At 70.1% G+C, this 14602-nt stretch carries 11 protein-coding genes and 1 tRNA gene; 6 read left to right on the top strand and 6 right to left on the bottom strand.

Annotated features, from left to right (window positions below; genetic code table 11):
- Positions 1–51: 51 nt before the first annotated feature.
- From ACFTQE_RS17720 to ACFTQE_RS17705, 4 genes are all read right to left on the bottom strand, one after another.
- Positions 52–645, bottom strand: coding sequence for an SGNH/GDSL hydrolase family protein (locus ACFTQE_RS17720; RefSeq protein WP_376926309.1), 594 nt, complete (start codon positions 643–645; stop codon positions 52–54).
- Between the two features lie 84 nt (positions 646–729).
- Positions 730–1959, bottom strand: coding sequence for a D-mannonate dehydratase ManD (gene manD, locus ACFTQE_RS17715; protein WP_376926308.1), 1230 nt, complete (start codon positions 1957–1959; stop codon positions 730–732).
- Positions 1960–2100: 141 nt separating this feature from the next.
- On the bottom strand, positions 2101–3171 hold the full coding sequence (locus tag ACFTQE_RS17710) for a LacI family DNA-binding transcriptional regulator (RefSeq protein ID WP_376926307.1): 1071 nt from the start codon (positions 3169–3171) through the stop codon (positions 2101–2103).
- A gap of 11 nt (positions 3172–3182) precedes the next feature.
- Positions 3183–4595: a mannitol dehydrogenase family protein gene (locus tag ACFTQE_RS17705; protein WP_376926306.1), complete on the bottom strand. Its 1413-nt coding sequence runs from the start codon at positions 4593–4595 to the stop codon at positions 3183–3185.
- 148 nt (positions 4596–4743) lie between these two features.
- Between ACFTQE_RS17705 and uxaC the strand changes: the two genes are divergently transcribed.
- The 3 genes from uxaC (at position 4744) to ACFTQE_RS17690 (ending at position 9515) form a co-directional block, all read left to right on the top strand.
- Positions 4744–6198, top strand: coding sequence for a glucuronate isomerase (uxaC, locus tag ACFTQE_RS17700; RefSeq protein ID WP_376926305.1), 1455 nt, complete (start codon positions 4744–4746; stop codon positions 6196–6198).
- The gene (locus ACFTQE_RS17695; protein ID WP_376926304.1) at positions 6180–6920 is read left to right on the top strand and encodes a ThuA domain-containing protein; all 741 of its coding nucleotides are present in this window, start codon (positions 6180–6182) and stop codon (positions 6918–6920) included. The genes uxaC and ACFTQE_RS17695 overlap by 19 nt, the downstream gene beginning before the upstream one ends.
- Before the next feature lie 159 nt (positions 6921–7079).
- Positions 7080–9515, top strand: a complete 2436-nt coding sequence (locus tag ACFTQE_RS17690) for a transglycosylase domain-containing protein (protein ID WP_376926303.1) — start codon at positions 7080–7082, stop codon at positions 9513–9515.
- A gap of 23 nt (positions 9516–9538) precedes the next feature.
- Here the strand turns inward: ACFTQE_RS17690 and ACFTQE_RS17685 are convergent, their stop codons facing one another.
- Positions 9539–10891, bottom strand: a complete 1353-nt coding sequence (locus ACFTQE_RS17685; protein WP_376926302.1) for a hypothetical protein — start codon at positions 10889–10891, stop codon at positions 9539–9541.
- Between the two features lie 374 nt (positions 10892–11265).
- On the opposite strand from ACFTQE_RS17685, the gene ACFTQE_RS17680 reads away from it, so the two are divergent.
- A complete protein-coding gene (locus tag ACFTQE_RS17680) occupies positions 11266–12732 on the top strand; it encodes a serine hydrolase domain-containing protein (RefSeq protein ID WP_376926301.1) in 1467 nt (488 codons plus the stop codon).
- Between the two features lie 27 nt (positions 12733–12759).
- Here ACFTQE_RS17680 and ACFTQE_RS17675 read toward each other — a convergent pair whose 3' ends face one another.
- A complete protein-coding gene (locus ACFTQE_RS17675; protein ID WP_376926300.1) occupies positions 12760–13395 on the bottom strand; it encodes an MBL fold metallo-hydrolase in 636 nt (211 codons plus the stop codon).
- Positions 13396–13458: 63 nt separating this feature from the next.
- Between ACFTQE_RS17675 and ACFTQE_RS17670 the strand changes: the two genes are divergently transcribed.
- The gene (locus ACFTQE_RS17670; RefSeq protein WP_376926299.1) at positions 13459–14361 is read left to right on the top strand and encodes a diacylglycerol/lipid kinase family protein; all 903 of its coding nucleotides are present in this window, start codon (positions 13459–13461) and stop codon (positions 14359–14361) included.
- Positions 14362–14460: 99 nt separating this feature from the next.
- Positions 14461–14533, top strand: a tRNA-Glu gene (locus ACFTQE_RS17665).
- Positions 14534–14602: the final 69 nt, after the last annotated feature.

Below are 14602 nucleotides of genomic sequence, written 5' to 3'. Positions count from 1 at the left end.
GCGGATGCCGTACGGCATCCGCCCTCGCTGTCGTTCGACGCGTGCCAGGTGCTACCCGACCCCCGGTGATCCGCGCAATGATCGCGTCGCGTCGAGCCAGGCGTCGGCGATGATCTCGTGCCCGGCCGGGCTCGGGTGCACGCCATCGGGGGCGAGGGCGGCACGGCCGGCGGTGGCGGCAGCTGCGCGCAACACGGTGTCGACCGGGACGAGCACCCCGCCCGACTCGCGAGCGAGTCGGCGGACGATCTCGATCTTGGGCTCGAGGTCGGCGAGCCACGCGACGTGCTCATCGCGCACGGGCAGCAGGAAGGGTTCGACGAACACGATCGAGCCGGGGTGCAGGCCCTCGGCGTCGAGCGCGTCGAGCACCTCACGGTACCCGGCCTCGAACAGCTCGCCGGGCGTCTCGTCGTCGCGATCGAAACGGCGCCAGGTATCGTTCACGCCGATGCCGATCGAGACGACGTCGGGGTGGTGCGAGAGCACGTCGTCGGTGAGCCGGGGCGACAGGTCGCGAACTCGATTGCCGTTCACCCCGGCATTCACGATGCGGGGGAGCGCTGAGCCGCCACGCGACATCCGCTCGGCGACGATCGCGACATATCCGGCGCCGAGGGCGCATGCTCGGCACGGCGTCCGCAATCGGTGACGCTGTCGCCGATGAAGACGATCGTGCCACCGTCGGCGACGTCGGCCCCCTCGGCGGGGGAGCAGGGGCGGCCCGGCTCACCAGTCATGGACGGTTCCGTCCTTCAGCCGGTTGTACGGCAGGTATGCGGCACGATACGGGTGCGCCTCGGCCGCGGCGCGATCGAGGGTGACGCCGAGGCCCGGCTGATCGCCCGGGTGCAGCAGCCCGCCCTCGAAGCTGAACGACTGACGGAACACCTCGTTCGTCCGATCGCCGTGGCGCATGTACTCCTGGATTCCGAAGTTGTGCACCGCGAGGTCGAGGTGCAGGGCGGCGGCCATGCCCACCGGGGAGATGTCGGTCGGACCGTGGATACCCGACTTGATCTGGTACTGCGCCGCGTAGTCGAGGATCTTGCGCATCGGGGTGATGCCGCCCGCGTGCGTGACGGCGGCGCGCACGTAGTCGATGAGCTGGTCGCGGATGAGGTGCTGGAAGTCCCACACCGTGTTGAAGACCTCGCCGATCGCGAGCGGGGTGATCGTGTGGCTGCGCACGAGGCGCAACGCGTCCTGGTTCTCGGCGGGTGTGCAGTCCTCGAGCCAGAAGAGATCGTAGGGTTCGAGGTCGCGACCGAGGCGAGCCGCCTGGATCGGGGTCATCCGATGGTGTCCGTCGTGCAGCAGCGGCAACTCGGGTCCGAACTCGTGGCGAACGGCCTCGAAGACACCGGGCAGGTGGCGCAGATAGGCGCGGGTGTCCCAGTCCTCCTCGGCCGGCAGGGCGCCGCGCTGCGCGGGCTCGTAGTCGTAGCGCACACCGTCGACCGAGGGCTGGGCGGCGACGCCGTAGACGGCGTCGATGCCCGGCACCGCGGTCTGAATGCGTATCGCCCGGTAGCCGAGTGCGAGGTGTTCGCGAACCGAGTCGAGGAGTTCGGGGATGTCGCGACCGCTCGCGTGCCCGTAGGCGAGGGCGCCGCGGCGGCTCGCGCCGCCGAGCAGTTGATAGAGCGGGAGCCCCGCGACCTTCGCCTTGATGTCCCAGAGCGCCATGTCGACGGCGGCGATCGCGGCCATCGTGACCGGGCCGCGCCGCCAGTACGCGCTGCGGTACAGGAACTGCCAGGTGTCTTCGATCGCATGAGGGTCGCGGTCGAGGAGCAGCGGAGCGACGTGCTCCCGAAGGTAGGCGACGACGGCGAGCTCGCGGCCGTTGAGTGTCGCGTCGCCGAGGCCGGTGACCCCGTCGTCGGTGGTCAGCTGCAGCGTGACGAAGTTTCGATCCGGACTCGTCACGATGACGTCGGCGGCGATGATGCGCATGGCTGAGTGATCTCCCTCGGGATGTTGGCAAGCGTTTGCCAAATCCTACCAGTTCGTCGGGAATCGGCGCAGCTGCGCATTCGAGATGGCGCGGCTCCGGCCTCGGGCAACGCCTACCCCGCGGCCCTTACCCCGCGGCGCTCACCCCGCGGCCGGCCCTGTCGAGGCTCGCACGACGAGTTGGGTCTCGATCTCGAAGAGCGGGCGATCGACCGCCGAGCCGACGTCGATGAGTGAGAGGAGCGAGGTCAGCGAGAACTCCCCTTCTTCGCGCAAGGGCGATTTGATCGTCGTCAGCGTGGGAGACGTCAGGTTCGCGCCGAAGATGTCGTCGAATCCGAGCACGCTGATCTCGGCCGGCACATCGATGCCCGCCTCCGCGAGCTCCTGCATGAGTCCGATCGCGACGAGGTCGTTGTAGGCCACGACCGCCGTGACGCCGCTCTCCCTGATCGATTGCGCACTGCGCCGACCGCCCTCGATCGTCGGCGCGACCGGGCCGAGTCGGATGCACTCGAGCTGCGCCCACTCGCAGCGCCGCGCCAGCAGCTCGCCGCGCTGCCCGGCCATCCACGAGAGTTCGGGCCCGGCGAGGTAGGCGATGCGTCGGTGTCCGAGTGAACGCAGATGGCGCACCGCGTCGGCGATCCCCGAGCCGAGGTCGGGCACCACCGACAGCACGCCGTCGACCCGGCGGTTCACGACCGTGACCGGCTTCTGCGCCGCGAGTGCACGGATGTCGTCGTCGGGCATGCGCGGTGTCGCGAGGATCAGGCCGTCGACCATCCGCATGAGCCGGTTGGCGTGCTCCAGCTCCTTCGTGTCGGATTCCTCGGACTCGGCGAGCACGAGCGTGTACCCGCGGGCCGTGGCGGCGCTCTCTGCTCCGCGCACGACGTCGAAGAACACCGGGTTCGTGAAGTCGGAGACGAGGAGGCCGACGATCGCGGTCCTCCCGGTCGGCAGGGCCCGCGCCATCGGGTTCACGTGGTAATTGAGCGTCGTCGCCGCGGCACGGATGCGCTTCTCGGTGGCCGCGCTCACCCGCCCGGGCTTGTTGAGCGCACGCGAGACCGTCGACGGGTTCACGCCCGCGAGGCGTGCGACGTCGTAGATCGTGACCGATCCGGCTTCGCTGTCGCCCGGCGACCCCTGGAGGTCGGAGGGCGATGCGTCATCGTCGTGGTCATCGAGCGGACGGTGATCCGGCATGCGTCTTCCCCTCAACTCACGGCCCGGATCGGGCCGGTTCGACCCAGAATACGGAATTCGCGATCGACGAGCCGGGAGATTTCGCTCGCGAGCCCGGCGTCGGGGATACCGGCCAGGAGCTCGGCCGTCGCCACGGGCTCCGTCTCGCCGGTGGCATCGAGTTGACTCCGCTGCCAGGCGGCGATGACGGAAGCCGCCGCCCGCGGTTGTTCTCCGCGCTGGAGCCCGGCCGCCAGCACGGGCACGATACGTTGCGGCAGCTTGTGTCGGCCGCCCTCTGCGATCTGCGCCAGACGATGCCGGATGCGCGGATTCGCGAACCGTTCGCGGGTGCCGGCGATCGCAGCATCGAGTTCGTCCCGGGGCAGCGCGCAGCTTGCGGAAGCCTCGTTCCAGTACTCCTCGACGAGGTCGCGCAGTGCGTCGTCGGCGAATGCCTCGTCGACCGACTCGAAGTCGCGCAACAGCCCGTGGTAGGCGAGCAGTGAGTGCGCGCCGTTCAACAGGCGGAGCTTCCGCTCCTCGAACGGGGCGAGATCGTCGACGATGCGGGCGCCTGCGGCCTCCCAGCGCGGGCGGCTGGACGGGAACTCGCCCGCGATCACCCAGTCCGAGAAGGGTTCGGCGACGACCGTCGCCGCGTCGGCCACGCCGGTGAGCCGGCGGGCCGTCGCAACGTCCGCAGGCGTCGTTCGCGGGGTGATGCGGTCGACCATCGAGGAGACGAACGAGACGTTGGCGTCGATCCACGCGGCGAGCGACGGGTCGATCGAGCGAGCGGCGGCCTCGACGATGCGCCGGGTCACCTCGCCGTTCTCGGCGAGGTTGTCGCAGCTCATCACGGCCATCGGGCCCGCGCCCGTGCGTCGTCGCTCCGCGAATGCCGCTGCGAGGCGCGCGGCGGCCGTGACGAGCGGGGGAGCGGCGTGGGCGGTGCCGGAGCTCGCACGGAGCGCGTGCAGGTCGGCGGCGACCTCGGAGTTCGCGCGGTCGAGTCGTCCGCGCGAGTCGAGGAGGTAGCCCGCCTCCGTGATGGTCAGCGAGATGACCGCCGTGCTCGGTGCGGCAGCGTGGGCGAGCCATGCTGCGGTGTCGCGGCCATCGATGGCCCGATCGATGCTCGTGATGGTCTGCGCCGTGTCGCCCGATCGCGCGCGACTCACCAATGCGTACACGCCGCGCTGGCGCGTGAGGAGCGCGGCCGCGTCGCCGCGTCGACCGGTGAATGCGGCGATCGCCCAGCGATCCGGCGCGCGGTCGGCCCGACCGCCGTGTGCGCTGTCCCGTGCCCCGCGTGCCCACTCGTTGGCCTCGTGGGTGTACCAGGCCTGGTGGGCGCGATGGAAGGCGCCGACGCCGAGGTGCACGATGCGAGTCGGGGCATCGCCCGTCGTCGCGTCTCGGTACGTCACGGCTCCGTCCACGGGCCCTCCTCGTTCAGCTCGGCGTCGTCCAATCATAGTGGCAATCGTTTGCCAACTTGTGCCGCATGTGGGTACGCTGCTCCGGAGCGCGATCGAGACCGACGGGCGTTCGATTCCTCACCGGAGAGACCAGATGACACTGCCGACGATGCATCCCGACCGACTCTTCCCCGCGGACCCGGCCGCACGCGAGCTCGCACGATCGCTGCACGCCTTGGTCGAGCATGCGCCGGTCGTCTCGCCGCACAGCCACGTCGATGCACTGATGCTCGCCGACGACCGGCCGTTCGCGAACCCGGCCGAGCTGCTCGTCACACCGGACCACTACGTGACCCGCCTGCTGCACGCGTCCGGCGTGCCGCTCGACGAACTCGCCGGAGATCCGCGAGCGGCGTGGCGCCTGCTCGCTCGATACTGGTCGCGGTTCCGCGGCACCCCGGTGCGGTACTGGCTCGAGTTCCAGCTGACCCAGGTCTTCGGTGTCCCCCAGCAGCTCGACGAGGCATCAGCCGACGCGATCTACGATCGCATCGACGCGCTGCTCGCGACCCCGGCCTACCGGCCGCGCGCGCTCTTCGAGCGGTTCGGCATCGACGTGCTCGCGACGACCGACGACCCCGCAGACGACCTCGCAGCGCATCGACGCCTCGCGGCCGACCACGCGTTCCCCGGTCGCGTGCTGCCGACGTTCCGGGCCGATCGCTACATGGATCCGTCGGCCTCGGGCTGGGCCGCAGCGCTCGACGAGCTCGCAACAGCAGCGGCGGTCGACTGCGGCACGCACGAGGGGCTCCTCGAAGCGCTCCGCATCCGCCGCGCCTACTTCCGCGCCCAGGGGGGCACCGCGACCGACAGCGGTGTGCCCGACGCTTGGGCGTCGCCGATCGACGCTCGCGACGCCGAGCGCATTCACGCGGCGGGACTCGCCGGCTCGGTGAGCCCCGCCGATGCCGTGGCCTATCGCCGCGACCTGCTGTACCGGCTCATCGAGATGTCCGTTGACGACGGCATGGTCATGCAGCTGCACCCCGGCGTGATCCGCAACCACCACCGGCCGACCCTCCTGCGGCACGGTCCCGACAGCGGCCACGACCTGCCGGGCGTCGCGGCGTTCACCGATCCGTTGCGCCGCGCGCTCAACGACTTCGGAACGGATCCGCGACTGCGGCTCGTGCTGTTCACCGTCGACGAGACGGCATTCTCGCGCGAGATCGCGCCCCTTGCGGGCTTCTACCCGACCGTCTTCATCGGCGCACCGTGGTGGTTCCTCGACGCTCCCTCGGCGATCGAGCGGTTCAGGCATGCGGTCACCGAGACGGCGGGCTTCGAGAAGACCTCCGGATTCATCGACGACACCCGGGCGTTCTGCTCGATCCCCGCCCGGCACGACATGTCGCGCCGGACGGATGCCGCCTACCTCGCCTCGCTCGTCGTCGCCCACCGGCTCAGCGAGTCGGATGCCGCAGCCCTCGCGCTCGACCTCGTCGCGCGCATTCCGTACGAGACGTTCCGCATCGAGCCTCCTGCGCCCCCGGTTCATGAGGCTGCTCCGGTTCGAACGGGCGCGATGCTCGAGGAGGTGTCGTGCGCGCCGTCATCCTGAGCGGATCCGGCCGGTACGCCGACCCGTGGCATCCGTACGCCGAGACGAGCGCGGCGCTCGCCGAGGTGCTCGAGGGTGCCGGCATCACGACGATCGTCACGCGCGACATCGACGCCGCACTCGCCGGGCTCGATGATTCGGTACGTCTCATCGTCGTGAATGCGGGTGATCCGTCGGGGCCCGTGCCGAGCGACGTGCCCGACTCGCGAGTCCCGGTGCCCGGAGGACCGCAGCCGGGCGACGTCGCCGACGCCCAAGTGGTCGCTGCCGCGAATGCCGCTTTCGACGCGGCCGTCGATCGCGGGATCGGCATTCTGGCGATGCACGCGGCTTCGTCGAGTCTGCGCGACTATCCGGCATTCGATCGGCTGATCGGCGCGCGATGGGAGCGCGGACTCTCGTGGCATCCGCCCATCGGGGATGCTCGCGTGCACATCGTCGGCGAGCACGGCATCGCCGCAGATCTCGCCGACTTCAGCGTGTTCGACGAGCGGTACACCGACTTCCGGCGTTTCGACGTGGTCGAGCCGATCGCAGAGCACGAGCACGACGGTCGGCGGCATTCGCTCGTCTGGGCTCGCGAGTCCGGGCGTTCCCGCCTCGTCTACGACGCGCTCGGCCACGACGTGCGCTCGTTCGCCTCACCCGGCCATCGCGAGCTGCTCGTGCGGGCACTCGACTGGCTGGCCGGCGCGCCGGTGCCCGCGACGGGCGCTCGGTGAGGCTCATGGCGGCAGTGGGCCGACGTGCCCGGCGGGCAGCGATCCACGAGCGGGCTGGACATCCGCGGTGCGCTGCGCTTGCATTGAGTGTCGGCACCGTCCGGGCCTCCCTACTGGCTCGGACGCCATCGTGAGACGTCGGCAGGGGATGGGTGAGCCATGGGTTCTGAGAACATGCGGAATCGTGACTTCCGAGAGACGCGAACGCCGCTCGGCGTCATCGGCGGTTTCGTGGGGCTCATCGCGGCGAGCGTCGGCGTGGCCATGCTCGTCGTGGCGGGCGTGACGCCGGCGATCGCGACCGTCGGCATCGCGGCATCCGGCAGCATCGGCATGTTCGAGAACCTTCCGGGCTATCTCGAGATCGACGAGCTCTCCGAGAAGAGCAACATCTACGCCACCGGCCCAGACGGTGCGCCCCTGCTGCTCGCCTCGTTCTACGACCAGAATCGCGTCGAGGTCGGCTGGGACGCGATCAACCAGTACGTGAAGGATGCCGCGATCGCCGGCGAGGATCCGCGGTTCTACGACCACGGCGGCGTCGACCTCCAGGGCACGCTTCGCGCGGCGGTCAAGACCGCGACCGGTGGTCGTACGCAGGGCGGTTCGTCCATCGCGCAGCAGTACGTGAAGAACGTGCGCGTACAGGAGTGCGAAGCGGAGGCCCATGTCACCGCCATCGAGGGGCTCACCGAAGAGGAGGTGGCCGCGCTCACCTACGACGATCGCGCCGCGCGCGTCGAGGCCGAACGGGTCAAATGCTATGAATCGGCCACCGAGTCCGACGGCAGCGCCGGAATCGAGCGCAAGCTCAAAGAGATGCGACTCGCGATCGGTGTCGAGAAGCGGTACTCGAAGAGCGAGATCCTGCTCGGCTACCTGAACATCGCCGGCTTCGGCGGAACGGTCTACGGCATCGAGGCGGCTGCCAACTACTACTACTCGACGAGTGCGGCGAACCTCACGCTCGCGCAGGCTGCATCATTGCTCGCGATCGTCAACAACCCCGTGAAGTTCCAGATCGACAAGCCCGAGAGCGAGGAGAACGGCGCGGCGAACGGGTATGCGAAGAACAAGGAGCGCCGCGACTACATCCTCGATCACATGCTGTCGGAGCACAAGATCACGCAAGAGGAGTACGACGCCGCGCTCGCCGCGCCGATCGAGCCGGTCATCACCGAGCCGAGCACCGGCTGCCAGACCGCTCATGGATCCGCGTACTTCTGCGACTACGTGAAGAACATCCTGCAGACCGATCCGACCTTCGGAGAGGACGCCGAGACGCGCATGCGCAACTTCAAGCGTGGTGGGTACGACGTCTACACGACACTCGACCTCGACCTGCAGAACGCCGCTGAGGCCGCGATCGCACAGAACGTGCCGCAGACCTACCCCGGTTGGGACGTCGGCAGCGTGATCTCGAGCGTCCAGGTCGGTACGGGCCGGGTGCTCGCGATGGCACAGAACAAGGTGTACAGCCAGGACCCGGACGTGCTCGCGACAGGTCCGCAGTACACGAGCGTCAACTTCAACACCGACTACCCGCAGGGCGGATCGAGCGGGTTCCAACCCGGGTCCACGTACAAGGTGTTCACCCTCGCTCAATGGCTGAACGAGGGGCATTCGTTGAACGAACGGGTCGACTCGAAGCCGAAGTCGAACTGGGGGATCTTCCAAGACAGCTGCAACGGCCCGGTGAACGCGACCGCCGAGAAGTGGGCACCCAAGAACGACGCCAACGAGTCGGGCGCCAACTACTCCGCGCTCGAATCGACCATCGGGTCGATCAACACCGGCTTCGTCGGCATGGCGAAGAAGCTGGATCTCTGCGGGATCCGCAAGACCGCCGAGGCGTTCGGCATGCACCGAGCCGACGGCGATCCGCTGCAGCAGGGGCCGTCATCGGTGCTCGGTACGAACGAGGTCGCGCCGCTCAGCCTCGCGATCGCGTTCGCCGGCATCGCCAACAACGGGGTGACGTGCACGCCGGTCGCGATCGATCGCATCGTCGACCGCGACGGCAATGAGGTCGCGGTGCCGAAATCCACCTGCGCGCCTGCGGTTTCGCCAGAGGTGGCCGCAGCGATGCACTTCGCGATGCAGAGCGTGATGACGGGTGGCACGGCGACGGAGTCGAACCGCTCCACGAATCCGCATGTGCCGCTGATCGGCAAGACCGGCACGACCGACGGCAACAAGGACACCTGGATGGCCGGTGCCAGTTCGAAGGTGGCGACCGTCGCCGGTGTCGTGAGCCTCTACGGCGACGCGAACCAGCGCGGCATCTCCTTCGGCAACGGCACCGCTGCGACGGCCCGTCACCGCATGTGGCCCATGGTCATGTCGGTGGCGGCCGCGAAGTACGGCGGCGACGCATTCACGGTCGCCAACCCGGGCCAGCCGGCCGCACCGCCTCGGGCTCCGGCGCCCGGCACCGAGACTCCGGCTCCAGACCCCGAGACGCAGGTGCAGGGTCTCGACGAGCAGGATTCCGGCGACGGCTGGCCCGACACCGGTGGAGGCCGGGGCGACGGGGGCCCGGGCGATGACGGACGGCGCGGTGGCCCCGGTCGTGGAGACGACCGAGGCCACTGACCTCGCTGCCGGAGCATCCGGGCTCAGGCGGTGACCGACTCCCGTCGTGCGAACCGCACGCGGTGAATGATCCAAGCGGCGATCGCCGCAGCGCCGACGCCGAGCGCGACGAGGAGCCACGGCACCATCGTGGCAGGGGAGACCCCGGCCGCTCCGGTCGCGAGCGTCTCGCTGCCTTCGGCGACGAGCGCGTTGCCGTCGCTCAGCTCCGCCGTGCCGTCGGCGAGGTCGGATGCCCCGCTCGCGAGCGTCTTCGAGCCGGTCGCGAGTTCGCTCGTGCCATCGGCGAGCGCTGAGGCGCCGGCTGAGAGGTTCTTCGCGCCGGTCGCGAGGTTCGCGGCCCCGGCGTTCAACGTGCTCGTGCCCGCAGAGAGGTTGTCGGCGCCTTCGGCGAGTCGGAAGGTGCCGTCGACGAGGGAACTCGCACCGGCCGACACCTGCGACGCCCCGGCGCTCAGTTCGCCGCTCTTCGCCGCGAGGTTCGCCGCACCTGCCGCGAGTTCGCCCGACTTCGTCGCGAGCGGAGACGTCGCCTCGGCATCGAACTTGGCGAGCCCGGCGTCGACCTGGCCGACGCCGGCCTGGAGCCCGGCGAAGCCGCCGCCGAGCACCTTCGGTGCGTTGACCTGCATCCCCGTGACGCCGGCCTGGAGCTGATCGGTGATCGTCTCCAGTGCGGTGTACTTCGCAGCGTTCACCGGGTCGCTGAGGTCCAGGTTCGTCTTGAGATCAGCGAGGGTCGTGTCGAGGAGGCCGAGTCCGCCCGACAGCCTGCCCGACTCGGTCGCCAGATATCCCTTCGCGTCGTCGTTGAACTTGGTGATGCCTGCGGTCACGAGTGCAAGGCCACCGCGCAGTTCCGGAATCTTGGAGTCCGCCGCTGCGGCGCCCTGGGCGAGCTGCTGCGCGCCAGCGGCAAGGGTGCCGGCACCGGCCGCGAGTTGCGCAGCGCCATCGGCCGACTTGCTCGCGCCCGTGCTCAGCGAGTCCGCGCCGGACACGGTGGCAGCGGCGCCATCGGCGAGGGAGGCCGCGCCGAGAGCGGCCGCATCGGCCCCTGCGCGTACCTGCTCGGCGCCGGCAGACGCTGAGGCGGCCCCTGTCTCGAGCTTCGTCGCGCCCGTCGCGGCATCCGCTGCGCCGTCGCTGAGCTTCGTGCTGCCGGCCGCCAGGTCGCCCGCGCCGTCGGCCACCTTCTGCGAGCCCTCGCTGGTCTGCGACGCTCCGGCCGCGAGCTCGGCGGAGCCGCCCGCGATCTTGCTCGTGGTGAGCAGGAAGAGGGTCGTCATCGTCGCGAGCGCGAGCGCGAGCACGATGACGGCGATCTTGAGACCGACACCGTGCTGGTGCTCGGAGGCGGGTTCGATTCTCGTCATTGAGAGACTCCAGGTGTGCGGGCGCGCGCGAGAGCGCGCCGAGATGGGGGTGCAGGATTCGCGACCGGTGCCGTGGCCGCCGCCGTCGCTCGGCGAGGGTGGGCCGAGCGCATGAGGCGCGGGGCGCGGCATCCGACGACGCCGACGTTGGCGCTGTCGGGGAGCGGAGCGACCCCGAAGTGACATGAACGTATCAGCGGCTGAGGTTTCGTCAACGTACCCCTGTGAAGTTGTGTGCGAATCACCAAATGGTGCGCACCGGAACCGGTGCGGCGTTGTCGGAGAGCGACAGGTGCCCCTGGCGATCTCGTGCGAAACCTCCGACTTGTACGCTGGTTGGGGCTCCCGCCGCTGGGCGCCGCACGAGGAGCAACATGACCGTCGCCGCCAGTACCCTGCACGCCGTCGAGGCCGTCTTCGCCGATCGCATCGAGGCCGGCACCGCCCCGGGGGCGAGCTGGGCCGTCTTCGACCGCAGCGGCATCGTCGCGAGCGCCGGCGCCGGTGTCGCGTCGCTCGATCCGGCGCGCCCCGCGCCCGGCCCCGACACGCTGTTCCGCATCGCGAGCTGCACGAAGAGCTTCACCGCGGCGGCACTGCTCCTGCTCCGCGATCGAGGCCTGCTCGAGCTCGACGCCACTGCCCGCTCGTTCGTGCCGGAGTTCGTGCCCGAGATCCCGGGCGACCTCGAGGTCGATCCGACCGTGCGCATGCTCATGACCATGTCGGGCGGTCTGCCCACCGACGACCCGTGGGCCGATCGCGAGGAGTCGATGACGCGCGAGGAGTTCAGCGCCACGCTGGCGGCGGGCATCCGCTGCGCCACGGTTCCCGGCACCGCGTTCGAGTACTCGAACCTCGGGTACGCCGTGCTCGGCCAGGTCATCGAGCGGGTGTCGGGGGCGACCTTCACCGACTTCGTGACGCACGAGTTCATCGAGCCGCTCGGCCTGGACATGCGGTTCGAGCGGCCCTCCGACCCGGCCGTGCCGCTCGCAACGGGTCACCGGAAGACCGAGGGCGACGGATGGCTCGCGCTCCCGTTCACCGGACCGGGCGTGTTCTCGTCGATCGGCGGACTGTTCGCCAGTGCGAGGAGTCTCGCGACCTGGGGGAGTTGGCTCGCGGAGGCCTCGACAGGGGTGGAGCGCGGCCCCCTCGGTGCCACGAGCCGGCGTGAGATGCAGCAGCTCATGCGCGTCGCCCCGAACCGTCACACGCCGCCGCCGATCCCCGGCGCGTCGTCGCCGCCGCCGGTCGTGTACGGCTACGGGTTCGGCCTCTTCGTCGAGTTCGACGAGCGGTTCGGTGCGATCGCGTCGCACTCGGGCGGATACCCGGGATTCAGCGCGCACATGCGCTGGCACGCGGCATCCGGTCTGGGCGTCGTGGCGTTCGAGAACGCGACGTACGCGCGAGTCTCGCAGGGCGCGGAGCAGGCCCTCTCGATCGTGCTCGACGCGGCCGACCAGCGGAGCCCCGTCACGCCGTCGCCCGTGCCGTGGCCCGAGACGCTCGAGGCGTCCGTCGTGCTCAGCGCGCTCGTGAACGACTGGTCGGATGCCGCAGCGTCGGCCGTGCTCGCGACGAACGCGGGTCTCGACGTGCCATACGGCGAGCGACGCGCGGCCATCGAGGCGGCCTGGGCCGCCGTCGGCGGACGCACCGCAGAGAGCCTCACGCCGGTCGATGCCGAGTGCGATTCGCCCGACCACCTCGTCTGGTTCCTGCCGGGCGCGACGGGCCGGCTTCGCGTCGAGGCACGCATGACGCCGCTCGCCGCGGCTCGCGCGCAGACGTTCGTCGTGAAGGTCGAGAGCTCCGAGGCATCCGTCGGCTGATCGGGGCCCGCGCGATCGGAGCGGGCGTCAGAAGTCGAGCGTGTCGCCCGGCTCGAGCGGCAGGTACTCGCCGCCGCCCTGCTCGGTCGCCCAGGCGAGGCGGGCGTTCGACAGCGCCTTTCCCGCTCGGGAGAGCACCATCTCGTGGGTCGGGAACGCCCGTCGGGGCGCCACCTCGACGACGTAGTCCATTGCCTCGCTGATCTTCATCCAGGGTGCGCCGGCGGGCGCCGCGAGCACATCGACGGGCACGCCCGGCACCGTGAACGAGTCGCCCGCGTAGTACAGCGCATCGTTCACGAGCACGCCGAGGTTGTCGATCACGGGGATCGACGGGTGGATCACGGCGTGCCGGCCGCCGAAGAACCGCAGCCGGAAGGGCTCGACGTCGACGACGTCGCCCGCCTCGACCGTCTCGACGGGGAAGCCGGCGGCGGCTTCGGCGACCCCTGCCGGGCCGAAGATGCGCACCCCGGGGTTCGCCTCGATGATGCGCGCGAGCTGCTCGGGCGTCCAGTGGTCGTCGTGCCGGTGCGTGATGACGACGGCCACGGTGCCCGCCGACTCGGTGATCGGCGTCGTGAACTTGCCGGGGTCGATGTAGAGCTTGTCGCCCGAGTCCTCGATGGCGAGCGCGGCGTGTTCGAGCTTCGTGAGGCGCATGCTCCGAGCCAACACCTTCGCGTCGTCGTCGCGCAAGGCTCGGGTGCCTGCCAGAATCGCTCCATGTCCAGCGCCCCACGGCGACTCCTCGTCGCGATCAACCCCGCTGCCTCCTTCGGACGCAATCGCGCCGTCGGCCCCGCTGTCGCCGAACGGCTGATGCGCGAGGGGTTCGAGGTGACGGTGCTGCGCGAGGCGAACTTCGAGTTGCTTCGCCGGGAGGTGGAGTCGGCCTTCTCGCTCGGCACCGACGGCCTCGTGGTGGTCGGCGGGGACGGCATGGTCTCGCTCGGGGTGAACCTGCTCGCCGGCACGGGCGTGCCGCTCGGCATCGTGCCGGCCGGCACCGGCAACGACCTCGCGCGCGGTCTCGGGCTGCCGTTCGATGACCCGGCTGCTGCGACCGATGCGCTCGTCGAGGCGCTCCGCCGTCCGCCCCGCGTGATCGACGCGGGCCTGATCCGGCACGGCGAGTTGCGCACGTGGTTCGCCTCCGTCGTGTCGGCGGGGTTCGACGCCGTCGTCAACGAGCGCGCGAACGGGATGTCCCGCCCGAAGGGCCCGAGCCGCTACACGCTCGCGATGGTGCGGGAGCTCGTGACCTTCCGCCCGCGCAGCTACGCGATCACGATCGACGGGGTGCGGCGCGAGCAGCGCGCGATGCTGGTCTCGGTCGCCAACAACTCGTCCATCGGCGGCGGCATGCGAATCGTGCCGCACGCCGATCTCGGCGATGGGCTGCTCGACGTCTTCATCGTGCACCCGCTGTCCCGGGCCCGTCTCGTGGCCGTCTTCCCGAAGGTGTTCGCGGGGCGCCACACCGACCATCCGGCCGTGGAATTCGTCACCGGGCGCGAGGTGCGCATCGAAGCCGACGACATCGTCGCCTACGCCGACGGCGAGCGGATCGGGCAGCTGCCGGTCGACATCGAGATCGTTCCGGGGGCGCTCTCGGTGTTCGGCTGACGAGCCGCGAGCGCTGCCTGCGGCGGCGATCGGATGCAGCGGCGGCCTCGATTTTGCAGCGGCCCCGAAGCTGTGTCATACTCTTCAAGTTGTCGATTCGGCCCCATCGTTTAGCGGCCTAGGACACCGCCCTCTCACGGCGGCAGCGCGGGTTCAAATCCCGCTGGGGTCACGTATGTGACATGCGACAACACAAGCAGAAAAGCCCTCGCGATCGCGAGGGCTTTTCTGCTTGTGTTGT

It is taken from the genome of Agromyces sp. NPDC056965 (assembly GCF_042673425.1).
In the GTDB taxonomy this organism is placed as follows: domain Bacteria; phylum Actinomycetota; class Actinomycetes; order Actinomycetales; family Microbacteriaceae; genus Agromyces.
Note: the sequence above shows the minus strand (reverse complement) of the source record. Positions and strands in the feature narration are given on the sequence as shown.